The following is a 24,254-nucleotide window of genomic DNA, read 5'->3' as shown; positions in this document are numbered from 1 at the left end:
CCACCTGACCCCATGCCGAACTCAGCAGTGAAACGCCGTAGCGCCGATGGTAGTGTGGGGTCTCCCCATGTGAGAGTAGGACACTGCCAGACATTAATTTAGACAGAGAAGCCATCCTTAACCGGATGGCTTTTTTGCGTTTGGAATTCTTAAAATATAGCTAAAATTCTTTAACACAGACCTGAAATAGGGCAAAAATAATGCTCTGTATTCGGGTAAATGAATATTTATCGCCGTTTTTTGTAACAATTAACTGCCTTTTCGCGTATAAGCTGCCAATACAGTTCTTTCTGATAATTCCAAATACTCTTTCATTTTGTTTGCGGCCAATTTATTTTGCCCGGAATTAAGCAACTCTAGAATATGGGCATTTTTATCAATATAGGGCGCATATAAAAGCTCGGGATCATTCAAAACACCAAAAGCCAGACGGAGTTCTGCGGAAATATTACGGTAAAACGCGATTAACCTTTCGCTATCTGTTAACTCTACAATTGCGGCATGAAAACGCATATTTTCTGTGCCGGCACTAACCCAATCTTGTTTATCACGACATTGCTGCGCGCTAGCAACCGCTTGTTTCATCTTGGCAACACTGGGATGCATTGAGTAAGACTGAGCCAGAGCCTGACATTCAATTAGCTGCCGAACTCTATAAATATCAATAATTGAAGCAATATCGGGAGTGGCAACAAACACACCGCGATTAGGTTCATGTTTGAGTAGGCCTTCCTGTGTAAGAAGTCGGAACACTTCGCGTAATGTATTGCGTGAAATTTCAAGTTGTTCACTCAAAGTGGCTTCCGATAGTCGTTGTCCTGGCAATAACTCCCCAGCAACTAACTTATTTCTTATAGTTTCGGCGATCTTTTTACTCAAAATCTGGGGAGAATGGTCTTTTGTCATAATCATCCGTTAGATTTAATGTCCAATGCCAATAGTAAATACTTTCAAAGTTCACATAAAAGTGAATCTTCACATATTCCCTGATAACCAGCAAGTAGCCGTCCTTGAACCAATATGGGGCAACATGGAATACCTTTCTGCACCAAAAATGTGCATTTGGGTCACCGCCTTAGCATCACAAATGAATAAAGTGATCTCTATCGAGCTTTAGAGATCAATAACACAATTTCATTTGCCTATTTTCTCGTCAGGTTTTATTTATTGTTCAACAATAAAGTAACTTTAATTAAACAATAATTTATTTTGGTTCCACAATGGTATGGATATTGCTTAGAAAAGAATAAATAAGATATTGATGACAGGGGAAGGTAGCTTATGGCTATGCAGGAAACAGTAAAACAAGAAACGATAAATTTTGCATCGAATCGGCGTTCATCTTTGATTGCCGCTGTTTTTCTTATGGCAACGTCAGCAATTGGGCCAGGGTTTATAACCCAAACGGCTACGTTTACTGCAACGATGGGCGCTGCTTTTGCCTTTGGCATTTTAGCCTCTATTTTGATTGATTTTGTGGTGCAACAGAATATTTGGCGAATTGTCATATTAACCAAAATGCAATCTGCTGATATTGCGAATGCCGCTATTCCGGGAAGTGGTTATGTGTTGGCAGCATTAGTTATTTTTGGCGGATTGGTATTTAACATCGGAAATATCGCGGGAGCTGGATTGGGGCTTAATGCCCTGATGGGCTTGGATCCAAAATGGGGAGGGTTGTTGAGCGCGTTGATAGCGATTTACATTTTTACCTCCCGTAAAGCAGGTGTCGCCATTGATCGAATTATTGTGATATTGGGACTTATCATGATAGTGATGACGCTGTTTGTGGCAATAGTCTCTAATCCGCCTGTGGGAGAGGCGTTGCGACAGACAGTACTGCCGGATGAAATCAATTTTGCGACCATCACAACCATTGTTGGCGGAACGGTTGGTGGTTACATTTGTTACGCTGGTGCTCACCGCTTGCTGGATAAGGGGGCGGTAGGTGCTGAAAACCTCAAAGCCGTTTCCAGTGCGGCAACCAAAGGTATTCTGGTTGTTGGCTTGATGCGATACCTATTATTTCTGGCCATATTGGGTGTTGTTGCCAGCGGTGTGACACTTGATATTGCTGGCAAAACAGCTAACCCTGCCTCACAAGCGTTTCAGGTTGCAGCGGGCGAATTCGGATTACGTGTTTTTGGCCTGATCGTTTGGGCAGCAGCCATTAGCAGCATTATTGGTGCTGCCTATACCTCGATTTCTTTTGTTAGTGTATTCCGCAAGCACTTGACTGAACGTCGACGCAATATTGCAACATTATCTTTTATTGCCATCTCATTGATTGTTTATCTGCTAATGGGAACCCCTCCGGCTGCCTTATTGGTTTTTGCCGGTGGTTTCAACGGACTTATTCTTCCGCTTGGTTTGACTATCTTTGTTTATGTTGGCTGGAAACGTGCTGATTTGATGGAAGGATACGTTTATCCCCGCTGGCTGCTTTGGTCAGGTGCGATTACATGTGTGTTGACGTGGTACATGGGCGCGATGTCTATCGATTCAATCTTTGAGTTTTTGAAATCAGCTTAAGGAAATCATCATGATAAAAACAATCGATTTAAATAGTGACTTGGGTGAAAGTTTTGGGCAATGGCGCATGGGAAACGATGATGCGATATTGGAGATTGTCAGTAGTGCGAATGTCGCTTGTGGTTTCCATGCCGGGGATCCCGTAGGGATCTTGCAGACACTAAAATCAGCAAAAGAAAACAATGTAGTGATAGGCGCCCATGTTTCTTACCCTGATTTAGTCGGCTTTGGGCGTCGCAAAATGGATATAGCCAGCCATGAGCTTACCGCAGATGTCATTTACCAGATTGGTGCCTTGCAAGGATTGGCTACCGCGGCTGGCACCACTCTCAAATATGTCAAACCTCATGGTGCGCTGTATAACACCATTGCCAATGATGAATATCAGGCAGTTGCCGTTATTGAAGGCATTCTGGCTATTGATCCTACGCTTGCGCTGGTCGGCTTGGCGGGATCAAATATCCTCAAGTGGGCTGAGGAACGGGGCTTGAAAACCATCGCGGAAGCATTTGCAGATCGTGCCTATACCTCACAGGGAGAGCTGGTTTCCCGCCGTGAAGCGGGAGCCGTATTACACGATGCTGATCTGGTTGCTAAACGCATGTTGCAGCTTGTGACAGAGGGAGGTGTTGAATCCATCGATGGTAAATTCACGCCGATTCAGGCGGATTCTATTTGTGTTCATGGTGACAGCCCGGGTGCGGTAGACATGGCAAGGCAGATTAAATCTGTTTTGCAGCAGGCTGGGATCACTATCCGCTCATTTATTCATGAAAAAGAATCCCACTGATTCTGTTGCTGACTTAGGGAGATAGCTTTGCGTTTTTTACCCGTAAACTTCAATACCATCATGGTTGAACTAAATGGATTGGCAGAAACACTGGCATTGCTGGATTCACTGAATATGGCGCCTGTCTTGGGGATTGAAGAAGTTATTCCAGCCGCAAGAACGCTGATGATCCGTTTTCGGCCGACAAAAATATCAGCCCAACAATTGGCTGCGGAAATTGGTAATCGTGATTTGCAGGAACGTCGTTATGTTGCGGGAAAACAGATAGAGATCCCCGTGCATTACAACGGTGACGATCTCGCGGCTGTTGCTGAAATATTAGGGATCTCTGTTCAGGAAGTGATCCGCAGCCACACTGAAAATGAATATACCGTGGCTTTCACCGGATTTGCTCCCGGTTTTGCTTACATGGTGTCGGAAACTTCCCAGTGGAATATTCCTCGCAGGAAAACGCCTAGAACACGAATTCCGGCTGGAGCGGTTGCACTTGCCGGGGAATTTAGCAGCGTTTATCCACAGGCAAGCCCCGGTGGCTGGCAACTTATCGGTATAACAACCGAGCGAATGTGGGATCTTTCCCGCCCATCTCCGGCTTTGTTGCAACCAGGCTATCGCGTTAAATTCCGGGATGCAGGCCATCTTCCTGCAACGGTGAGTTTACCGAAAAATACGCATGGCAATAGAGCACCTTTGCCTGAAGAAGGGAGCCATTTAGAAATCTTGTCTGTTGGATTGCAAACTTTATTTCAAGATTTGGGGCGTACGGGGCAATCAGGAGCAGGGGTTTCAGGATCAGGAGCGATGGATAAAGGCGCTTTGCGCAGTGCAAACCGCATTGTTGGTAATCCAACCGATCAGGCTTGTCTGGAGATCGTGCAGGGTGGCTTCAAAGCGCAAGCGCACGGGCAGATGCTAGTTGCAATAACGGGTGCTCCCTGCCCGATAGAGATAAAAACGCCATTGGGTGAAATCATTAATGTAAATACTTACCAACCCATTGATTTAAACGATGGCGACGAAATATCACTGGGTTTTCCTGCTGCTGGCATGCGTTCTTATTTGTCTGTGCGTGGCGGTTTTGCTATTCCTCCCGTTTTATCGAGCCATTCATTCGATACGTTATCCAATATTGGGCCAGCTCCGTTGAAGGTACATGACAAGCTGCTGATTCGCCATCCATTGCGCAGTGCTGCGATATCCTGTTCTGAAACAGCAGCATTTGCTATGCCGAATAAAGATGCCATTGTGGAATTAGACGTGATACTCGGGCCACGTACAGATTGGTTTACGCAGGAAGCCATCGAATTATTGAGTAAGCAGATTTGGCAAGTGACACCTCAATCCAACCGAATTGGCCTTCGATTAAATGGTGAGTGTTCACTATCTCGCATTAAAACTCAGGAGTTGCCCAGTGAAGGCACTTGTGCGGGGGCAATTCAAATTCCTGCCAGTGGGCAACCTGTACTTTTCTTGGCTGACCACCCACTAACGGGAGGATATCCGGTCATCGCTTCAGTGGCCGATTATCATCTTGATCTGGCAGGCCAGATCCCTGTAAACGCCAAAATCCGCTTTAACCCCATCAGCCAATTCCACGAAATTCAAGGGAGCAAAGATTTCCTATGAGCGCTATTTCTATGAGTACGACTCCTATGAGCACCATTTCTACGGGCACTACTGTGAACATTTCAGACGATACAGCAGAAAATGAGCTTAAGCGAGCTTCCTCAAATAACATAAAGAAAGTATTGATTGCGAACCGGGGTGAAATCGCTGTCCGTATTATTCGTGCTTGCCGTGATTATGGCATACAGACAATAGCTGTTTATGCTGATGCTGATATTCACTCCCAACATGTGCAATTGGCTGATGAAGCTTATGGATTGGGGGGAAATAGCCCCACTGAAACTTACCTCAATATTCCTCGCATATTGGCGATAGCGAAGCAATCAGGGGCAACGATGATACATCCCGGCTATGGTTTTCTGTCCGAAAGGGCCGAATTTGCCCGAGCTGTCATTGAGGCGGGGATAATTTGGATTGGGCCGAATCCGGAAACGATTGATGAACTTGGCGACAAGGTGAAAGCGCGCAAGCTCGCCCAGAAAGTGGGAGCACCTTTGGTGGTTGGTACGGCAGAACCCGTCAACGATGTGCAGGAAGTTGTCGATTTTGCGGAAAATCATGGTTTGCCGATTGCCATTAAAGCCGCATTTGGCGGGGGTGGCCGCGGTTTGAAAGTGGCTTGGCGGCAGGATGAAGTTATCGAACTTTATCATTCGGCAGTGCGTGAGGCGACAGCTGCATTTGGGCGAGGAGAATGCTTCATTGAGCAATTTCTGGATAAGCCCCGTCACATAGAAGCACAAGTGATTGCAGATAAACAGGGCCACGTCGTTGTGCTCGGAACCCGCGATTGTTCTTTGCAGCGCCGCAATCAGAAACTGGTGGAAGAAGCTCCGGCTCCATTTTTAACACAGGAACAAACAAAACGCATTTATCAGTCTGCAAAAGCCATTTGTGCAGAAGCTAATTATGTGGGAGCAGGTACGGTAGAATTCTTGCTAAGTGCCGATGGTACGCTCTCTTTTTTGGAAGTAAATACTCGCTTGCAAGTTGAACATCCAGTTACGGAAGAGACTACTGGCATTGATTTGGTGATCGAACAATTACGAATCGCAGAAGGCTACCCGCTGAGTATTCAGGAAACACCGAAGCCTAGGGGACATTCCTTTGAATTCCGCATTAACGCGGAAGATGCCGGTAAAGGCTTTCTGCCGACATCTGGCACTATCAATGAATTTATCCCGCCTTCAGGCCCCGGTATTCGGCTGGATTCAGGTGTGATAACGGGTTCTACTATTCCGGCGACATTTGACTCATTGATGGCGAAGTTAATCGTTACTGGGGCAACGCGTGAACAAGCTATTTCCCGCGCTCGCCGGGCACTGCAGGAATTCAAAATTCAGGGAGTGGCATCGGTGTTGCCATTCCATCAAGCGGTGATGGAACACGCTGATTTTATTTCCGGTGATGCATTTCATGTCCATACGCGTTGGATAGAAACAGATTTCGCCAATGAACTGCAAAGCCTGCCCCGCCAATCTGCTGCGGCAGATAAAGGTATCACCCGCACGTTTATTGAGATCGATGGTCGCAGGCATGAACTGGGATTGCCGTCGGATTTATTGGCAGGGTTAGCACAGGTTGCACCTTCAGGTGAGCATTCACTTTCCCATACGCAACCAGTAACAAAGGAACGTGAACTAACCGATCCTCGTCAGGTAAAAGCGCCAATCTCCGGCATACTGCATTCATGGCTAATCGATGAAGGCAAATCAGTCAACAAAGGTGATGTTATTGCGGTGATGGAAGCGATGAAAATGGAAATACAAATCAGTGCCCATTGCTCGGGAAAAATCACATTTTGTGCACAAGCAGGAGATTATCTGGAAGCAGAAAGCACACTGGCTAATATTGAGCAGCAATAATTTTCTAAATAATTAGTTGGTTTTTTTGCTCTGGCTAATTTGCTTTTTGATCAATAAATGGGCCTGCTTGGTGCAGGCTCATCATAATTATTAATGAACAGATAAAACTGAAAATTGTGAAATAATTCCATACTGGTTGCCTGTTTTTATTCAGTCTCTTTTATCCATATTTGACGATTTTTCAATTTCATTGGTTGGTAACACAATGTTTTTTAATAATGGATTAGGCGTATTAAGATAACTCTCAAAAATATAGACCAACAGATTTCGGTTTGATTCTTATCAACACAGAATCCGCCGGAGAATAGACATTAAATGCTTTTCAAAAAAGCCATCCGTAACAAAATCTGTAATAGCTGGAACTGGTAGTAAATGCCATTCTTTACATGAGGGAGTGTGAAATAAAAAATTCTCGCTTGTATCTATTCTTAAAGATTAAAAAGAATCCTAACAAAAAGGGTTTGCCATGAATGATCACATAAAAAATTATATGGCATGGTGGTTAGCGAAAGAAAAATTAAGAAAGAATAGTAAAACCCCTGTAAAAATAACACTGGCAGGCATTAAGTTATCAGTTATTCCTCAAGCATTCCTTCCGGCGCCATTACAAACTCATTCAACTCCATTGCTTATAAAAAATATCAGTCACCATAATTTTGCAGGGAAAAAAGTGCTTGATATAGGAACTGGCAGTGGTGTTCTTGCCATTTATGCGGCACTTAATGGCGCATCGTTGATAATAGCAACAGATATCGATGACCAAATATTACACTATGCTAAACATAATGCTTATCTGAATCAAATTACTGATATTCATTTTATGAATAGTAATCTCTTTGAGTCTGTCGAAGGGAAATATAATTACATATTTGCCAATGGGCCAATTTCGCCGGAAGCTTGGTCAGAAGAAAGCCTTTCAGGCCATACCATATCAAGTTATGGAGAAACCTTGTTTAGTCTGTATCGTAACTATCTGACAGATGACGGGTTAATGTTTATGACATTCGCAGAATTTGGCCCTGTAGAGGCATTCTACAAAACACTTCAAAAGTATTCCGTTATACACAAAGAAAAAAGAGAGGAAAAATTTGGGATATGGTGGAGTTTTCATGAAATCAGCAAATAAGCGCGATAAACAACAGAAAGGAGAGCAGTCGGTCAACTCGCGATAAGATGTGTGCTTTTTTTATACCCAAGAGATTTCAAGATGTACATGATAGAGAGGGCGTAAATCTCTGGGATATAGGTAACTCAGCTCTGGTCAGTTCAAGTTAATTAGATTGGCTCGAAAAACTTTTTTGTTGTTTAGAGTGAAAGTTAATTGCATTTACAATCTAAATGTAAATAATAATGCGTCTCAATAATATCTATCTCGAAAAAAAATGACAAAAATCACTAAAACTTACGCAGCACTGGCTAAAAGTGGCTTGTGTGCCCCTTTGATGTCAGCATCTATGTTGACTGCTCTGATTTCCAGCAACGCATTCGCAACCACAGAAAACAAAATCCAAAAATCGAATACCACTGGCGACACCATCGTTGTTATTGCCAGCAACAATGCAGAACAAGATAGCGGGAAAATTGGCCGTAACGAAATCAAAGTAAGACAGGCACAAAGTGTCGGTGAAATTTTAAAGAATGTACCGGGCGTACAAGCCGGCCATCCTAGCGCTTTGGGGCAGCGTTTCAAAATCCGGGGCATGGATGATCAATTCATCAACGTTACCGTTGATGGTGCAAGACAAGAGGGTTATCACTTCCATCATGCAGGAAACTACAGCATAGATCCTGAAATGCTCAAACAAGTTGATATTAATGTTGGTACAAACAGTATTACATATGATACGGGTGCACTTGGTGGAGCATTAAAATTTGAGACTGTTGATGCCAGTGATTTATTAGAGCCGGCTCAATTATTTGGCGCAAAAGGCAAATTAAGCTACGTCAGCAATGGCTCTGAATTCCAGCAATCTTTAGCGACTTATGGCAGATTGGGCGCAGTCGATTTATTGGGTTACTTTAACCATCGCAATATGGGTGATGCTAAAACGGGCAGAGATAATCTCGGAAGAGAATCAATTCCTACCGATGGGAAATTGGTTAACTACTTATTAAAAGCGAAGTTTAATCTGGCTGATGATCAATATATCAATGTATCAAAAGAGCATTATAAAAATGATGCAGATACGAATTTCAGATTGAATTTCGGCCCTGATGTGAATAAAGGCAGAAAAGCGAAATACGCTTCAGTGCGTGATGCATATAATATTACTTATCGATATGTCCCTGTCGACAATGACTTAATTGATTTAAAAATTTCTGCTTATCATACAGAACAAAACTTCACTCATATGAAGGAAGTCAATGGCCCAGGCAAGGGATTTGACAGTATTGTTGAAACTCAGGGCATCAGGGCGCGCAATGTTTCTAGGTTTGATACTCAGAAACTCTCCCATGCGTTAACTTACGGGTATGAGTATTTTGATACCCGAATGGCATACACTGAGAAAGCAAAAAATATACACAAAAAAGCTACGGAAGCAGGGAAATCATCGTCTGTTTATTTGGAAGATGATATTCAGTTAGCTGATTTTCACATTATTCCGGGTGTTCGATGGGATCACTACCAATACACGACGATTAATAAAAACAGTGAGCCTTTTGAGAGAACGTATTCCCATTTTTCAAAAGCTCTCGGTTTGAAATACGAACTTGGTGCATCGACAACATTATTTGCCAATTATACCGAACTGTTCAGAGGCCCATTGGGTAAAGAGATTGGTATGGGGCCAAGTAACCACAATGTCAACTTAAAAGCTACAACGGGTTACAACCTAGAGACGGGTGCGGCAGGAATATATTCTGATGTTTTCGCTGAAGATGACTCACTTACTGTCATTGGTAAAGTATTCCAGACCAATTTCAAAAATCTGGCGACCACATTAGCCAAGAGTGAACTGCATAATATTCCTAAATCTAGATTGGAAGGGTTTGAATTATCGACTAAATATCAGTTGGATAACCTGTCCTTAAGAGCGACTTATGCCAAAGCTAATAATAAGATCCTTAACGGAAATGCGTTGTTTGACAAAAGACGAGAGTTTACTCCGACGATAGGCGATTCCTTCACAATTGGTGGAAGCTACTTATTTGATAAAACTGATATTGAACTTGGCTGGAACTCCCGATTTATCCGTGACACCGATGCAAAAGGGACTGATGACGGTAAGATTGTAACTATACATAAACCGGGTTATGGCGTTAGTGATGCATATATTTCCTGGGCTCCTAAATCTGGTTCGTTGAAAAATACTGAAATCCAGCTTGGTATCGATAATATCTTTGATAAACGTTACAACGAGCAGTCATACTTCCTGAATACTTATAAAGGTCAAGAAGAGAAAGGACGCGCTTATAAGGCAACTATTTCTTATAAGTTCTAAGGGACTGGCTAAAGCCATAATGAATTTCAAGTTGCAGCCAATAAAGCTGCAACTTGAAAAACAACGGGCATACAACAATTACAATGTAAATACCCCGATAACAGCGACGACACTGAAAATAGCCGCTGCACCATAAAATACCCATTTACTGGCAGGAATATGAACTTGTAGATCGTGCATTCCGTGATGGATACGGTGCAAACCACACCATAACGGCAGGCTTATCATCAACAACAAAAAGATGCGGCCGATAAAACTTTGGCAGAATGTCAGGATCCGCTCATAAGAAAGCGCTTCTGGCGCCAGACCGAGTGGCAGCAAAATTCCCAGCAGCAAAATAATGGCAGGGCCGACAATGGCGCTCCACATGCCACCTGCACCAAACAGCCCCCAGAAAATCGGCTCGTCGGAACGTTTAGGTACTTGATTCATCAAATCCTCCTTGGGGGTTATAGAAATAGTGCAACACCGAGAATCACGGCAGTAGCGATAATTGCGACAGCCCACAATAGTTTGATAATTGGCCCGGGTGCCATTTTTTCATTTTTGACAATGATATTGAGCGCCTTGGGTGCCAATTCAAACCAGGTTTTTGTATGCAGCAAGGCCGCCAGCAGGGTAATAATGTTTATCAGCAGCACAATTGGGTTTTGCAGGAAAGAGACAAACCCAGTCCAGCTTTCTGGGCCATTTTTCAGGGCAAACAGACCGTAAAGTACCAACAGGCTGAACCACACAGTCGGAACGGATGTCCCTTCACGCAGCATATAAAAGCGATAAAAACCCAGTTTACGCCACCAATTGGTTTCCATACCGCGTACATAGGGTTTACGTTTTGTGGTCATTGCTCTTTCCTCCCTTATTGTGGTTTCAGCATAGAGATAAGGAAATCTTTGGCACTTTCAGCTTTGCTTTGCTGAATGGCCCCTGCCGGATCGACGTGTTTCGGACAAACTTCAGAGCAATAACCCACGAAAGTACAAGACCAAACCCCGTTATCGCTGTTGAGTTGTGGCATGCGTTCTTTCTTGCCGCTATCGCGGTTATCAAGATTGTAACGATGTGCCAGAGTGACCGCCGCAGGCCCAATGAATTCAGGATTCAGGCCAAATTGAGGGCAGGCTGCGTAACACAGACCACAATTGATACAACCCGAGAATTGGTGGTATTTCGCCATTTGGGCAGGGGTCTGCACGTTCGGGCCATCAGCGGGTTTGCGATCATTGCCGATAATGTAAGGCTTGATGGCTTCTAGACTCTCAATGAAGTGTGTCATGTCGACAACCAAATCCCGTTCAATCGGGAAATTGCCCAGCGCTTCAACTTTCATTCCTTGCGGATATTCCCGCAAAAAAGTTTTACAGGCCAGTTTGGGGACACGGTTCACCATCATGCCGCAGGAGCCACAGATAGCCATTCGGCATGACCAGCGGTAAGACAGGTCAGGCGCTAAATTATCCTTAATGTAGCCCAACGCATCCAACAGTGAAGTTTGCTCATCGTAAGGGACTTCATAAGTGGAGAAATGAGGCTCATTATCCACTTCGGGGTTATAGCGCATGACTTCCATTTTCAGGTTTTTCATCTCAGTCATTCGCTTTCTCCTTCTGTTTTTTCTCTTGCGCTGCCGCTTCACCACCGTATACGCGCTTCGCTGGTTGAGATTTAGTGATTTTCACATCACTGTATTCCAGACGGGGGGCACCTTCAGGCGTGTAGAAAGCCAGCGTATGCTTCAAGAAATTCTCATCGTCACGTTCGGTGCAACCTTCATCAAGACGCTGGTGGGCGCCACGTGACTCTTTGCGGTTGAGCGCTGAATGAGCCATACACTCAGCGACATCCAAGCTAAATCCTAACTCAATGGTGTAGAGCAAGTCGGTATTGAATACACTGGAGCGGTCGCTAATTTCAATATGCTTGAAGCGCTCTTTCAATTCTGCAATTTTGTCGATGGTTTTCTGCATCAACTCTGGTGTACGGTAAATCCCGCAGCCCTCTTCCATGGACGTTCCCAATTCATCACGGATTTTTGCCCAGCTTTCGCTGCCTTTCTGGTTCAAAAGATTATTGAGCTTATTCTCGATATCGCGAGTTTGGGCATTCAGGGCGCTATCATTGGCAGGGGTTGCTTCCTGAATATGTCTGACTGCTTCTTCTCCCGCCAGACGACCAAAGACAACCAGCTCTGCAAGAGAGTTAGAACCGAGGCGATTCGCGCCATGCAGGCCGACAGACGAACATTCCCCGATAGCGAATAACCCTTTGATGCGAGTTTCACATTGCTGATTGGTTTCGATTCCGCCCATGGTGTAATGTGCGGTCGGACGGACAGGAATGGGTTCTTTGACCGGGTCAACACCGACGTAGGCTTTTGCCAGCTCACAAATAAAGGGCAGACGTTCGAGCAGTTTTTTCTCACCCAAATGACGTAAATCCAGATATACAACATCACCCCGTGGTGTGGCGATGGTACGTCCGGCGCGCCATTCATGCCAGAAAGCCTGAGAGACTTTATCGCGCGGGCCTAATTCCATGTATTTGTTTTCAGGGTGTCCGAGAGGTGTTTCTGGCCCTAAGCCATAATCTTGCAGATAGCGATAGCCATCTTTATTCACCAAAATACCGCCTTCACCGCGGCAGCCTTCAGTCATCAAAATACCGGAACCGGGCAGGCCGGTTGGGTGATATTGCACAAATTCCATATCGCGCAATGGTACGCCGTGGCGGAATGCCATGCCCATTCCATCACCGGTGACAATACCGCCGTTGGTATTGTAACGATAGACACGTCCGGCACCGCCGGTGGCCATAATCACAGCATTGGCGCGGATCTGAACTTTCGTTCCTTCCATCATATTCAATGCCACCAAACCGCGGGCTTGCCCTTCATCAACTAAAATATCGAGCACAAAGTGCTCATCAAGACGTTGGATCTGGGGGTATTTCAGGGAAGTCTGGAACAATGTATGCAGCATATGGAAGCCAGTCTTATCCGCGGCAAACCAGGTGCGTTCAATTTTCATGCCCCCGAAGCGACGAACATTGATGGAACCATCCTCTTTGCGGCTCCATGGGCAACCCCATTGTTCCAGTTGGATCATTTCGGTCGGGCAATGCTTGACGAAATATTCAACCACATCTTGTTCACATAGCCAGTCCCCGCCAGACACCGTATCGTTAAAGTGAAAATCATAAGAATCATGGGACTGGGTGACTGCGGCTGATCCGCCTTCTGCGGCCACGGTGTGGCTACGCATAGGATACACTTTTGAAATCAAAGCAATCTTGAGCTGGGGATTCGTTTCAGCAGCAGCGATGGCTGCTCGTAGCCCTGCGCCACCAGCTCCGATAATCGCCAGGTCGACATTGATGGTTTGCACTGCGCTTCTCCGTTGTTCAAGTGAGGGTAAAAAAATAAATAAAAATAAAATGTTAAGTTGACTATCTCTTACTGGTTATATTATTCATTGTAGCTAATAATATGGCGGTTAAATTTGATCTGAATGTGGGTTTTGTCGGGTTTTGCTGGTAAAAGTTGATCTGAGGCATGTTTTTATGTATTTCACCTTTTGAGTGAAAAGTTACTTAGCAAATTTTTTAATGTAAAATGCAAAAATATTATTGTGATTAATGGTCGTGATGTTATTGGAGCAAACATCCACAATCAATATAAAATTTAAGGTACTTATTAAATTAATAATATCATATGCCTTTGTGATATGTTTAAGTTGAATATATTGTATGAATTTTTTTGAATAAATATATCAATATATATAATAATGGTTTGACTTAATGGTTTTAATAGGTGTTATTAATCAGTTTGTTGGGTTATTTTTGCGTGCAAAACAACAAGAAAAATTATATATATTTTGATTGTATGTTTATTTTTTGATTAATGGGATTGGTGATCTTTTGATCTCTTTGATGTATTTTGATGTATAATTCTCCTAAAACAAATAGGGGGGAGTAAAAAACATATATTTTAAAATATATCACAAATAAATATTTTTATATCTTTTTTATATAGCGTATTACCACCATAAAAAACGACCAAAGTTTATTTTTATTTAAGAGGTGACTATATGAATATTAAAGATAAATCAGATTTAGTTGATGCGTCAAAATTAGATGATAAAAATGAAGTTGAAGCAATTTATAACAGTGTAAAAATTGACAGGTTGCAGATTTATCAGATTCAGGATCAGGCTAAGAATGATCAGATTAGGGTCACGGTTTATGATTCGCGATATGGGTATATCTTTTTTGATTTTATGCATCCTTCTGAGCAGATGAGGGGGCTTGCAACCTATGCAGGGTTACTGGACGCTTTAGCCACAGGTAAGCCAGTATCATTAATTGCCGATGGCTATCATGGTGATCCCCACGTCGGTTTTATTTCAGGCGTTGATATCTATTAGTTTTGAGTGCATAGCTCACTTATTTATTATAGGGATAATCATATGAACAATAATGATAAATCAATGTCAGACAATATAGCACAAAATAAATTTACAGTTCTTCGTAATGTAAACATTAACCGGCTTAGAACTGATTATTTAAAGAATAATCTTTCCGTGGAAGTGACAAGTCCAGAATTCTTTGGAATGCGCATATATCTTTTGACATATGCGGATTATAGTATAAGCGGAACTGGAATATATCTCGCATTATTGGCAGCTCTAAAAAATAGAAATAGGTATAATATGTCATTAAGAGTTGAAGGTAATCCACCTACACCTGCAGTAGGTTATATTTCAGGTATTATGATTGAGGTCAAAGGTACACCACCCGATTCACTCGCTCCCTGGTGATCAGTCTCTGATATGGGTTTAAGATGAGGTTAATTTCTCTCTTGTTTATTACATCTACTATCTTTGATTCCGGATCGTATCTTTTGGTATTTGGGCACGGAGGCCTATATTACTTAATGGAACTACGGCGGAATTCTTACAGTTCTTTTATAAAAATTAAATTAATCTAATTTTTATAATTTCTTTTTATTCTCAGACTGACATTTAATTTATCTCCAACAAAATCAGAAAAATGTTTAACAAAACTTTATAGTCTATGTCTTATGATTTTCCATATAGAGATAAAGGGCACTCTGTCCACTGGTATTGCAGAAAATGGCAGGAAGGAATGCGTTCCCCCATTGAGTGTTGAAAATTTGTCTGGTGGCCTTGATACGGGTAAACTGCGCGTTTTGTTTTATTTTGGAGTCACAGGAACATGAACGAAGTCGCGAATTGGCAGCCAAGTGCCCCTATCGCCAATTTATTGAAAAGGGCAAAAATTCTAGCAGAAATACGGCGCTTCTTCGCAGATCGTGGGGTGTTGGAGATAGAAACCCCTGCGATGAGTCAGGCAACTGTCACCGACGTTCATCTGGTCCCTTTCCAGACTCAATTTGTCGGGCCAGGAGCGGCTGATGGCTTGACCTTGTACTTAATGACTAGCCCCGAATACCATATGAAGCGCTTATTGGCAGCGGGCAGCGGCTCGATCTATCAGATGGGGAAAAGTTTCCGCAATGAAGAGGCTGGCCGCCATCACAACCCTGAGTTCACAATGCTGGAATGGTATCGCCCGCATTACGATATGTACCGCTTGATGAATGAGGTCGATGATCTGTTGCAACAGATCTTGGATTGTGAAAGTGCCGAATCGCTTTCCTACCAACAAGCATTCATCCGTTATCTGAATACGGATCCGCTGACAGCCAGTAAAGAGAAACTGCGGGAAGTCGCGGCGAAACTGGATCTCAGTAATATCGCGGATCAGGAAGAGGATCGCGATACCCTGCTGCAATTGCTTTTTGTGATGGGCGTGGAACCGCAAATCGGCCTTGAAAAACCGACGTTTATTTACCATTTCCCGGCATCTCAGGCGGCATTGGCAGAAATCAGTCCGGAAGATCACCGTGTTGCACAACGCTTTGAAGTTTATTTTAAAGGAATGGAGCTGGCGAATGGTTTCCGTGAACTGACTGACAGCAATGAGCAGCGCCTTCGCTTTGAGCAGGATAACCGCAAGCGTGAAGCAATGGGGCTGCCAGTTCAGCCGATTGATGAATATTTGCTTGCTGCACTTGTTCATGGAATGCCGGATTGTTCCGGTGTTGCGCTGGGGGTGGATCGCCTGATTATGCTGGCGCTGGGTGCCGAACGGATCAGCGAGGTTATTGCCTTTCCGGTGGGAATTTCATAATTATTATTGGGGCAGCGTTGAGCTGCCCCTGAGAATTCTTGTTGCTGATTTTCTGCTTATTTGTGTTCGTGGTGTGCTTCCAAAAATTTCACCGCTAGATCAGGGAAGTCAGTGAATGCGCCGTCAACATTGGCTTTATCGAAAACGATATCAAACAACTGGTTGCCGTTGGTGGCATATTTTGGCAATTGGTCAATGCGGATAGTATACGGATGAACGACCAGATGGCTGGCGTGAGCCTCTTTTACCATACCGGTTAACTTGATGTTGTTTGGTGTTGAGTTACCTTCGATAAGCATATGGTAATCAGGGCCAATTCCATCAGCATATTTTGCCACTTCTTTCATGGCGCCCGGCTTGAACATCCACTCATAGCTGTAGTTTTGCCAAGTACCATCAGGTTTTTGTTCGTAAGTTTCATTCCAGTCGGTATAGGCAATAAGCTGAACCAGTTTCAGATCCATGCCCATTTTGGGTTCCAGATCATTTTTGATGCGCTTGAGTTCGTTGGCATCAAAACATTGCAGATAAACTTTATCGCTCTTTTTGGTATAGCCGTATTGTTTCAGGACTTCCAGCACCTTACTTGTAATATCTTTGCCTTCCTGACGATGGAACCACGGTGCTTTAATTTCAGGATAAATACCAATATCTTTCCCCGTAGATTTATTCAGACCCTGGATAAATTCCAATTCTTCTTGGAAAGTATGGATGCGGAAATCTGATTTGCCCATCGGGAAGCGACCCGGATAGCTTTGGACTTTTTTGCCGTCTTTGATATCAAAGCCTTCAGTAAATTTCAGGGACTGAATTTCTGGTAGCGTAAAGTCGATGGCATAATAACGGCCGTCAGCACGGGCACGGTTTGGAAAACGTTCTGCGACATCCGTGACGCGATCAAGATAATGATCGTGCAGTACAACGAGCTGATCATCTTTCGTCATGACGAGGTCTTGTTCCAGATAATCAGCACCTTGTGCATAGGCCATTGCCTTGGCGGGTAACGTATGCTCAGGCAGATAGCCGCTGGCACCGCGATGGGCAATAACAATTTTATCGGCTGCCTGTGCAATGCCTGACATTGATGAGGCTAACAGAATACCGGCCATAATTGCTTTCATAGGGGTCTGCATTGGAATTCTCCATTTTTTCTAATAAAAATCTTAAACAACAATGAGTCGTTTATTGTTTCACTGTTTTTTCATCAGTGACTAAAATAATAGAATAAAAATTAAGATTGCTTTTTATATAAAATGATGAAGTAACACAACCCTGAACATTCTTTTTACCAGCAGTATGTCACAGTTTTATGACATAAATTTTTTTCTTCAGGTTTGGTTTAAAAAAAGTTTTATTATTATTGTTAATAAATGAACAACACCATGATGAATAATTTTTTTATGCTTAAATTAGAATGAATTGAATAATATGAGCTATATTAATTTGCAATAATTATGTAAAAAATATTTAATATTAAATAATGTGTGGAAAAATAGCATGTTGGAAAATAAGGAGGGAGAAATATGAAATCTCCATTTTGTTTGTGCGGTAATTTAATGCATAAAATATTTACAATATCGAACAATTGGAATAATTCATATATCCCTTATTCTTGTTTTTCAGTCCAAGGTAGTTAAGTTTTTCAAGAGCCTCTTTTTTTGCGGTGCAATGAAATATTCATAATAAAATCGCAGTGCAATCAAGCCGCACTGCGATTCATATAAGATTAATCAGTGGATTTCAATGCTATCACTGACCTTGACGAGCTATTTCTTGCTTGTGTTTATTTTCGCTCAGCATAACAAACAGAAGTAAAACAACAGCCAATGCGCTGCCGCCGACCATGACCATAAAGCCGCCATCCCAGCCGAAGTAGTCAACGGTGTAACCAACGATGGCGCTGGCGGCTACAGAGCCCCCCAGATAACCGAATAGGCCGGTGAAACCTGCTGCTGTTCCGGCTGCTTTTTTCGGTGCCAGTTCCAGTGCGTGCAGGCCAATCAGCATCACAGGGCCATAAATCAAGAACCCGATAACCAGCATACAGATCATGTCAACATTTGGGTTACCGGCCGGGTTCATCCAGAAGACGATGGTGGCGATGGTCACCAGTGTCATGAAGAATACACCCGTTGCACCACGGTTGCCCCTGAACACTTTGTCAGACATCCATCCGCACAACAACGTTCCCGGAATACCTGCATACTCATACAAGAAGTAAGCCCAAGAAGATTTATCCAGTGCGAAATGTTTGACTTCTCTCAAATAGGTTGGTGACCAGTCAAGGATGCCGTAACGCAGCAAGTAGACGAATACGTTAGCAATCGCGATCATCCACAGCAATTTATTGGGCAGAACGTACTGCATGAAGATTTCTTTTGCAGTCAGTTCTTTTTCATCTTTTTCAGTGTAGTCAGGTGGGTAATCGTTTTTATATTCTTCGATTGGCGGCAAACCACAAGATTGTGGGGTATCGCGCATCAAAGCAAAGACAATCAGGGCGACTAAAATCGCTGCAAATGCAGGCATATACAGCGCGGCTTTCCAGTCGTTGAACCAGGCCATGCCCAACAGGAACAATAAAGGAGGTAAGCCACCGCCGACGTTGTGGGCACAGTTCCAGATAGAAACAATTCCACCACGCTCTTTTTGCGACCACCAGTGAACCATGGTACGTCCGCAAGGAGGCCAGCCCATGCCTTGGAACCATCCACAGAGGAACAGCAGGACAAACATGACGGCAATGCTTGACGTTGCCCACGGAACGAAGCCCATAAACAACATAACGGCTGCAGCGAGAATCAGACCCGCAGGTAAGAAAAATCTTGGGTTTGAACGGTCTGAAACGGAACCCATAATGAATTTCGAGAATCCATAGGCAATTGAAATCCCGGACAGAGCAAACCCAAGGTCACCTCTGGAGAAGCCTTGTTCCACCAAATAAGGCATTGCCAACGCAAAGTTTTTCCTTACCAGGTAGTAGGCGGCATAGCCAAAGAAGATTCCCATAAAAATTTGCCAGCGCAAGCGACGATAGAGTGGATCTATTTCTTGCGCAGGCAACCGGGCCTTATGAGGCTTCGGTTTAAAAATACTTAACATGTTTGTCTCCACATGGTTTTTGTATGAGCGAATCACCACCGCAGAGCAGTAATGATATTAAACGAAAAATTTTAAAAAATATTTTCCATAACGAAAGGAATATTAGCTAAAACAACCTTATATAACTGTGAGGTGTGGCTAACATATAGATATAGTTTCGCAAAGGCGGTGATTCTGAGTGATTTAGAGGTTTTTTTAAATACAATTTGTTCATATTATCGTGATGTTTGTCACAATAAAATACTTTGCTTATTATTTTTATGCGTTTAAAGGTTCGTTTATGTTCTTTATCATACAATGGCCTATTGCGAAAATGGTTATTTCGCCTAAATTATAACCCAATATAAATATAACTTATATAAACTTAAATAGTTTAAATGCTATTTATTAATAAGTATTGGTATTTTTTGTTGGATAATTGAAAATTTATGGCTGGTAATTTGGCCTAATTATATAAATTATGTCTTAATGTTCTTATGTCGTTTTCTTTTTATTTACATGTTTGGCGTTTTTTATAACTCAATTACAAATAAAATGTTTGAAATTGGAATTCGAAATAATGGATATTACCACAAATAGTTATTCATACTCATGATAGGCGTAATCATGAGGGGTTCTATAACTATTTAACAATAAAAATCATTTTAATATCAGTTTGTTATGTGTATTTTTGGCAGTCTGTATAGGCGTATGCACTCTGCTAACCAATGAATGAATGACTTTATATAAGTTGATTGTTGAATTAATCAAAGATTACAAAATAATACTAATTAATATATTTATTAAATTTGCACTAAATTTTTTTTAATTGATTTTATTTAATCGGTTAACGCCAACATAAAGTATTTGCAGGTACTGAATGTAGGTGAAAACTGAAAAATAACGACTACCAGCATTGATGTCTCCATTCATCATGAAAAGTGATGGGATAAATGGAGCTCAGAAGATGAGAACATCATTATGAATACTTACACACACAAGGCAATATTACACACAGCATTTACTGGGCAAAAATCTTCTCCTGCTCTTGATACTGAAACTGCTTTTGATACTGAAAATATTAGTAATATCAGTCAAATGACAGCAGAGCTCAAACCATGGTTCACCAATGTCCCCGCACGGTTGGCTGAATTGGCACAAACCGTACCAAATGACACCGCTGTTTCTGATCCACATGAAACACTGACATTTGGCGTGTTGAACCAGCGTATTGAAAAAGCCGCACAGACTTTGCGCCACTATGGAGTAAAGATGGGAAGCAATGTTGCCATTGCTGCTCAGCGAGGCATTTCATGGTTTGTCACCATGCAGGCAATCTGGCGGCTTGGGGCGGTCTATATCCCCCTCAACACAATGATGCCGGAAAAACGTCTGAATGATATTCTTGCCAGCCTGCCGGAAAGTATTCTGGTGTCTGATAAGACAGTATCCGCGGGATTAAAGGCGTCAACGCTCATCTCTATGGATGTTATTTTAGATAACATCAATGAGATAAATAAACCTGAGTTCGCCGGAGACATAGATATCCCTGCATTGGGCGATCACCCTGCTTATGTGATGTTCACCTCCGGCTCGACTGGATTACCTAAATCAGTACAAGTTCAGCATGACAATCTGGCTGCCTGCCTGTGCGGATTCGGCAAATTACTGTCAGTCAGTCAAGATGACCATATGCTGGCACTGACTACGTTCTCCTTTGATATCTCCGTTCTGGAATTACTGCTGACTATCGTCCATGGTGGCAGCATCTATATCGCTTCCATTGACACACAACGTGATGCGATGGCGTTGTCTGACACGTTATCAGATCCAAGCTTTACTTTTGCCCAAGCAACACCTGTAACTTGGTCAATGGCCTTGAATGCAGGTTGGAAACCTCGTCCTGAAATGGGAATGCTTTGCGGAGGGGAAGCATTGTCACAAGATCTGGCAGATCAACTCACCGCCACCGGTGGCTCTTTGTGGAACGTTTACGGCCCAACAGAAACCACTATTTGGTCAACCGCATTTCGCATGAAAAAAGGGGATAAAGTTCAATTGGGTGGCCCGATCCCCGGCACCAGCATCACAATTGTTGATAAGTACTTGCGTCCAGTCCCCAAAGGCACAGTCGGTGAAATTCTCATTGGCGGGCTGGGCGTGACTGCGGGTTACCGTAATAATCCGACTGAAACAGCCAAAAGGTATGTACCTGATATCACGGAAAAAGGCAAAAGGGCATATCTGACGGGTGATATGGCACGCATGCTTGATGACGGCTCCCTCATTTATATGGGCAGACAAGATGATCAAGTGAAAGTGCGTGGGTATCGCATTGAGTTGGGTGAAATAGAAATAGCACTAAGAAAACAGCAAGGTGTACAAGATGCAATTATCCGGGTCGCTGGCAGCGGCGATTTTGCCAAGATCCAAGCGTTTGTCTTGTTCAACCCGAATATGATTGTGCCGGAGGAGTGGGTACGTGAAACGCAAGTATCGCTGCGGGAAATACTGCATGAAGCCTGGATCCCGACTGAATATTACCGTATTCCTTATATCCCGCTGACAAGCAGTGGCAAACGAGATAAAAAGCGGTTGGAAGAAGTGGCGGAACGATTGAATGCCAGTTCTGACGCAGTACAGCCACAGACTGAAACTGAAAAACGTGTTTATGCCATCTGGCGTGATTTGCTGGCAACGGATGTATTTGGGATCACTGATGATTTCTTCCAGATTGGGGGGCACTCCATCCTCGTGGCCCGCATGGTAGAAAACATTGAAAAAGCGTTTTCACTGAGGATCCCAATCTCTGGTATTTATGTGGAACCCACCATTGCCAGAATTTCGGCAATCTTGGATGAAATGACCATAGCGCGCCAGATAAATCCGGCCCGCATCGCGGGAACTTATCACAGCGAAGCGCTGATTCGTCAGCATGCGAAGACACTCAGGAATGATGTCTACCTGAAAGAAAATGTTCGCCCTGACGGCTTGCCCCATGCCAACTGGTATCAGCCAGATACTGTATTGTTGACAGGTTCGACCGGATATCTTGGGCTGCATTTGCTGGAGCAATTGCTGAAACAGACCTCAGCCAGAATCATCTGCCTGTGCCGCGCATCTGATGAAGAGCATGCCCGTGACAGGATTAAGGCTGGGTTCAAGAATTACCAAATTGATGTGGGCAATGAACTTAAGCGTGTGGATTTTGTTGTCGGTGACTTGGGGCAACCTCGCTTCGGCCTGTTGCCGGAAACATGGGCACAGCTTGCAGAAAACGTTGACGTTATCTATCACAACGGGGCGCTGGTCAATTTCATCTATCCTTATAGTGCACTCAAAAGCATCAACGTTGATGGCACCAGAACGGCACTGGAATTGGCTTGTACAGCACGCTTGAAACACTTCCATTATGTTTCTTCCGTGAATGCACTGTTTGCCACTGAATCGCCTCGCCCTTATTTGGAAGATGATCGTGCCATGAGTGAAACGGTACGCGATCCTTCTGGTTATTCGGGCAGTAAGTGGGTATCAGAAGGGATCATCAATATTGCCCGCAAACGCGGTGTCCCCGTGAGCATTTACCGTCCGGGGCTGATCCTTGGGCATACCCGCACAGGGGCTGCACAGGGGAATGATTACCTGATAGCGTCTTTGAAAGGCTATCTGGCAATGGGCTTCTACCCTGAGCACGATTTGCTGCTTGATATCACACCTGTTGATTATGTCGCAGCATCCTTGGTGCATATCTCCAAGCAGGCGGATTCAAACGGAAAATTCTTTAACTTGTTTAACCCGGTGCAAGTCTCTATCCGGCAGTTCTTTGATTGGGTACAGGACTTTGGTTATATCCTCAATCCTGTGCCGTTCGATGAAGGAAAAGAGAAGATCCTTGCATTAGATGATACTCACCCACTTTATCCACTTATCCCGTTGATAAGGGATATGACAGAAAGACCTTATCGGGCGCTGGATCCGGCATACATTGACGAAATCCACCCTGAATTGGAGTTGAAAAATACATTGTCAGCACTGACCGGAAGCGACATTCGTTGTCCTACAGTGACGGCTGAATATGTTCACCAAGTATTGCGTTATTTAATTGGTACAGGTTTCTTGCCGGCTCTTCTGCCGGAGAGATTCGCACAGGAGGCCGTCGCATGAAACAGCTGACTTTAAATAGCGTCAAGGGAAGTGGAGACATGGATTGGGCAGTTGTCATTAATAGTAAAAAGCAGTATTCGGTCTGGCCTTCTGAGGAAAAAATCCCGATGGGGTGGATGGCAACGGGAAAAATGGGTTCTAAGGAAGAGTGTTTGAACCACATTGCTGCCATTTGGCCGGAGCCGACAAAGTAGCTTATTACAAAGTAGCTTATTAATGGATATCCACGGATTGGATAGGTAATTATCAATCATCCTTACTTATTATTACTACGGGCATGCATCTATATGGGCATGCCCGCTTTTTTTGTGTTCATTTTTCCGTGCCATTTTTTATGCTATTCATCAAAGCGTGATATTTATCACGATATGTACTTTTACATGTTATTTCATGCGCGTTTATCGCTCGTATTTGTTCTTTATCAAACAATATTCACGTCCGTTGGATATATTTTATCTATCTCAACAAGACACAGATTGGCCGGATGCGCGGTTGGTATACGCATTTACCATAAAAAATAGGCCATAAAAATGTGTCATAGAA

At 43.3% G+C, this 24,254-nt stretch carries 18 protein-coding genes and 1 rRNA gene; 12 read left to right on the top strand and 7 right to left on the bottom strand.

Annotation, left to right across the window (positions count from 1 at the left end; genetic code table 11):
• A 5S ribosomal RNA gene (rrf, locus tag BM100_RS14035) occupies positions 1-92 on the top strand; the annotation flags it as partial.
• Between the two features lie 157 nt (positions 93-249).
• Here rrf and BM100_RS14030 read toward each other — a convergent pair.
• On the bottom strand, positions 250-906 hold the full coding sequence (locus BM100_RS14030) for a GntR family transcriptional regulator (protein WP_169924787.1): 657 nt from the start codon (positions 904-906) through the stop codon (positions 250-252).
• A gap of 375 nt (positions 907-1,281) precedes the next feature.
• Between BM100_RS14030 and BM100_RS14025 the strand changes: the two genes are divergently transcribed.
• The 6 genes from BM100_RS14025 to BM100_RS14000 all read left to right on the top strand — a co-directional run bounded on the left by BM100_RS14025 (position 1,282) and on the right by BM100_RS14000 (position 10,256).
• Positions 1,282-2,532 (top strand): NRAMP family divalent metal transporter, encoded by a 1,251-nt coding sequence (locus BM100_RS14025; RefSeq protein ID WP_175494960.1) that lies wholly within the window; start codon positions 1,282-1,284, stop codon positions 2,530-2,532.
• Positions 2,533-2,542: 10 nt separating this feature from the next.
• Positions 2,543-3,322 carry a LamB/YcsF family protein gene (locus BM100_RS14020; protein WP_092511979.1) on the top strand — a complete coding sequence of 260 codons (780 nt, stop codon included), beginning with the start codon at positions 2,543-2,545 and terminating at the stop codon, positions 3,320-3,322.
• A 27-nt stretch (positions 3,323-3,349) separates the two neighbouring features.
• A complete protein-coding gene (locus BM100_RS14015; protein WP_092511977.1) occupies positions 3,350-4,948 on the top strand; it encodes a 5-oxoprolinase subunit B/C family protein in 1,599 nt (532 codons plus the stop codon).
• Between the two features lie 11 nt (positions 4,949-4,959).
• Entirely contained in the window at positions 4,960-6,813 is a 1,854-nt protein-coding gene (locus BM100_RS14010) for an acetyl/propionyl/methylcrotonyl-CoA carboxylase subunit alpha (RefSeq protein WP_244590719.1), read from the top strand.
• Between the two features lie 466 nt (positions 6,814-7,279).
• Positions 7,280-7,939, top strand: a complete 660-nt coding sequence (locus BM100_RS14005; RefSeq protein ID WP_092511975.1) for a N5-glutamine methyltransferase family protein — start codon at positions 7,280-7,282, stop codon at positions 7,937-7,939.
• 256 nt (positions 7,940-8,195) lie between these two features.
• Positions 8,196-10,256, top strand: coding sequence for a TonB-dependent receptor domain-containing protein (locus tag BM100_RS14000; RefSeq protein ID WP_092511973.1), 2,061 nt, complete (start codon positions 8,196-8,198; stop codon positions 10,254-10,256).
• Positions 10,257-10,334: 78 nt separating this feature from the next.
• Here BM100_RS14000 and frdD read toward each other — a convergent pair whose 3' ends face one another.
• The 4 genes from frdD to frdA are packed head-to-tail and all read right to left on the bottom strand — an operon-like array spanning position 10,335 to position 13,639.
• Entirely contained in the window at positions 10,335-10,688 is a 354-nt protein-coding gene (gene frdD, locus BM100_RS13995; protein ID WP_092511971.1) for a fumarate reductase subunit FrdD, read from the bottom strand.
• Positions 10,689-10,705: 17 nt separating this feature from the next.
• Complete coding sequence (gene frdC, locus BM100_RS13990; RefSeq protein WP_092511969.1) at positions 10,706-11,101, bottom strand: fumarate reductase subunit FrdC; 396 nt, start codon at positions 11,099-11,101, stop codon at positions 10,706-10,708.
• 14 nt (positions 11,102-11,115) lie between these two features.
• Positions 11,116-11,850, bottom strand: coding sequence for a succinate dehydrogenase/fumarate reductase iron-sulfur subunit (locus BM100_RS13985; protein ID WP_092511967.1), 735 nt, complete (start codon positions 11,848-11,850; stop codon positions 11,116-11,118).
• A complete protein-coding gene (frdA, locus tag BM100_RS13980) occupies positions 11,843-13,639 on the bottom strand; it encodes a fumarate reductase (quinol) flavoprotein subunit (RefSeq protein WP_092511965.1) in 1,797 nt (598 codons plus the stop codon). Before frdA ends, BM100_RS13985 begins: the two co-directional genes overlap by 8 nt.
• Positions 13,640-14,341: 702 nt before the next feature.
• Here frdA and BM100_RS13975 point away from each other — a divergent pair.
• The 3 genes from BM100_RS13975 to epmA all read left to right on the top strand — a co-directional run bounded on the left by BM100_RS13975 (position 14,342) and on the right by epmA (position 16,466).
• Positions 14,342-14,677: a hypothetical protein gene (locus tag BM100_RS13975; RefSeq protein ID WP_092511963.1), complete on the top strand. Its 336-nt coding sequence runs from the start codon at positions 14,342-14,344 to the stop codon at positions 14,675-14,677.
• A 42-nt stretch (positions 14,678-14,719) separates the two neighbouring features.
• Complete coding sequence (locus BM100_RS13970; protein ID WP_092511961.1) at positions 14,720-15,070, top strand: hypothetical protein; 351 nt, start codon at positions 14,720-14,722, stop codon at positions 15,068-15,070.
• 418 nt (positions 15,071-15,488) lie between these two features.
• A complete protein-coding gene (gene epmA / locus BM100_RS13965) occupies positions 15,489-16,466 on the top strand; it encodes an elongation factor P--(R)-beta-lysine ligase (RefSeq protein WP_092511959.1) in 978 nt (325 codons plus the stop codon).
• Positions 16,467-16,522: 56 nt separating this feature from the next.
• On the opposite strand, the gene glpQ is transcribed toward epmA, so the two are convergent.
• Both glpQ and glpT read right to left on the bottom strand, forming a co-directional pair.
• The gene (glpQ, locus tag BM100_RS13960; RefSeq protein ID WP_092511957.1) at positions 16,523-17,599 is read right to left on the bottom strand and encodes a glycerophosphodiester phosphodiesterase; all 1,077 of its coding nucleotides are present in this window, start codon (positions 17,597-17,599) and stop codon (positions 16,523-16,525) included.
• 616 nt (positions 17,600-18,215) lie between these two features.
• Complete coding sequence (gene glpT, locus BM100_RS13955; protein ID WP_092511955.1) at positions 18,216-19,568, bottom strand: glycerol-3-phosphate transporter; 1,353 nt, start codon at positions 19,566-19,568, stop codon at positions 18,216-18,218.
• A 960-nt stretch (positions 19,569-20,528) separates the two neighbouring features.
• Here glpT and BM100_RS13950 point away from each other — a divergent pair.
• Positions 20,529-23,711, top strand: coding sequence for a thioester reductase domain-containing protein (locus BM100_RS13950; protein ID WP_092511953.1), 3,183 nt, complete (start codon positions 20,529-20,531; stop codon positions 23,709-23,711).
• Positions 23,708-23,905 carry an MbtH family NRPS accessory protein gene (locus tag BM100_RS13945; protein WP_092511951.1) on the top strand — a complete coding sequence of 66 codons (198 nt, stop codon included), beginning with the start codon at positions 23,708-23,710 and terminating at the stop codon, positions 23,903-23,905. The genes BM100_RS13950 and BM100_RS13945 overlap by 4 nt, the downstream gene beginning before the upstream one ends.
• The last annotated feature ends 349 nt before the right edge of the window (positions 23,906-24,254 follow it).

Origin of the sequence: Xenorhabdus mauleonii (genome assembly GCF_900113945.1) — a bacterium.
Classification (GTDB): Bacteria; Pseudomonadota; Gammaproteobacteria; order Enterobacterales; family Enterobacteriaceae; genus Xenorhabdus; species Xenorhabdus mauleonii.
The sequence above is the reverse complement of the archived record's forward strand: the minus strand, read 5'-3'. Positions and strand labels throughout refer to the sequence as shown.

Bases quoted from the DNA above. Each gene is read 5' to 3' on its own strand.
- BM100_RS13950 (WP_092511953.1), top strand. From the start codon at position 20,529: ATGAATACTTACACACACAAGGCAATATTACACACAGCATTTACTGGG.
- glpQ (WP_092511957.1), bottom strand. From the start codon at position 17,599: ATGCAGACCCCTATGAAAGCAATTATGGCCGGTATTCTGTTAGCCTCA.
- glpT (WP_092511955.1), bottom strand. From the start codon at position 19,568: ATGTTAAGTATTTTTAAACCGAAGCCTCATAAGGCCCGGTTGCCTGCG.
- BM100_RS13970 (WP_092511961.1), top strand. From the start codon at position 14,720: ATGAACAATAATGATAAATCAATGTCAGACAATATAGCACAAAATAAA.
- BM100_RS14020 (WP_092511979.1), top strand. From the start codon at position 2,543: ATGATAAAAACAATCGATTTAAATAGTGACTTGGGTGAAAGTTTTGGG.
- epmA (WP_092511959.1), top strand. From the start codon at position 15,489: ATGAACGAAGTCGCGAATTGGCAGCCAAGTGCCCCTATCGCCAATTTA.
- BM100_RS13975 (WP_092511963.1), top strand. From the start codon at position 14,342: ATGAATATTAAAGATAAATCAGATTTAGTTGATGCGTCAAAATTAGAT.
- BM100_RS14000 (WP_092511973.1), top strand. From the start codon at position 8,196: ATGACAAAAATCACTAAAACTTACGCAGCACTGGCTAAAAGTGGCTTG.
- BM100_RS14005 (WP_092511975.1), top strand. From the start codon at position 7,280: ATGAATGATCACATAAAAAATTATATGGCATGGTGGTTAGCGAAAGAA.
- BM100_RS13945 (WP_092511951.1), top strand. From the start codon at position 23,708: ATGAAACAGCTGACTTTAAATAGCGTCAAGGGAAGTGGAGACATGGAT.
- BM100_RS14025 (WP_175494960.1), top strand. From the start codon at position 1,282: ATGGCTATGCAGGAAACAGTAAAACAAGAAACGATAAATTTTGCATCG.
- frdD (WP_092511971.1), bottom strand. From the start codon at position 10,688: ATGAATCAAGTACCTAAACGTTCCGACGAGCCGATTTTCTGGGGGCTG.
- BM100_RS13985 (WP_092511967.1), bottom strand. From the start codon at position 11,850: ATGACTGAGATGAAAAACCTGAAAATGGAAGTCATGCGCTATAACCCC.
- frdC (WP_092511969.1), bottom strand. From the start codon at position 11,101: ATGACCACAAAACGTAAACCCTATGTACGCGGTATGGAAACCAATTGG.
- BM100_RS14010 (WP_244590719.1), top strand. From the start codon at position 4,960: ATGAGTACGACTCCTATGAGCACCATTTCTACGGGCACTACTGTGAAC.
- BM100_RS14030 (WP_169924787.1), bottom strand. From the start codon at position 906: ATGACAAAAGACCATTCTCCCCAGATTTTGAGTAAAAAGATCGCCGAA.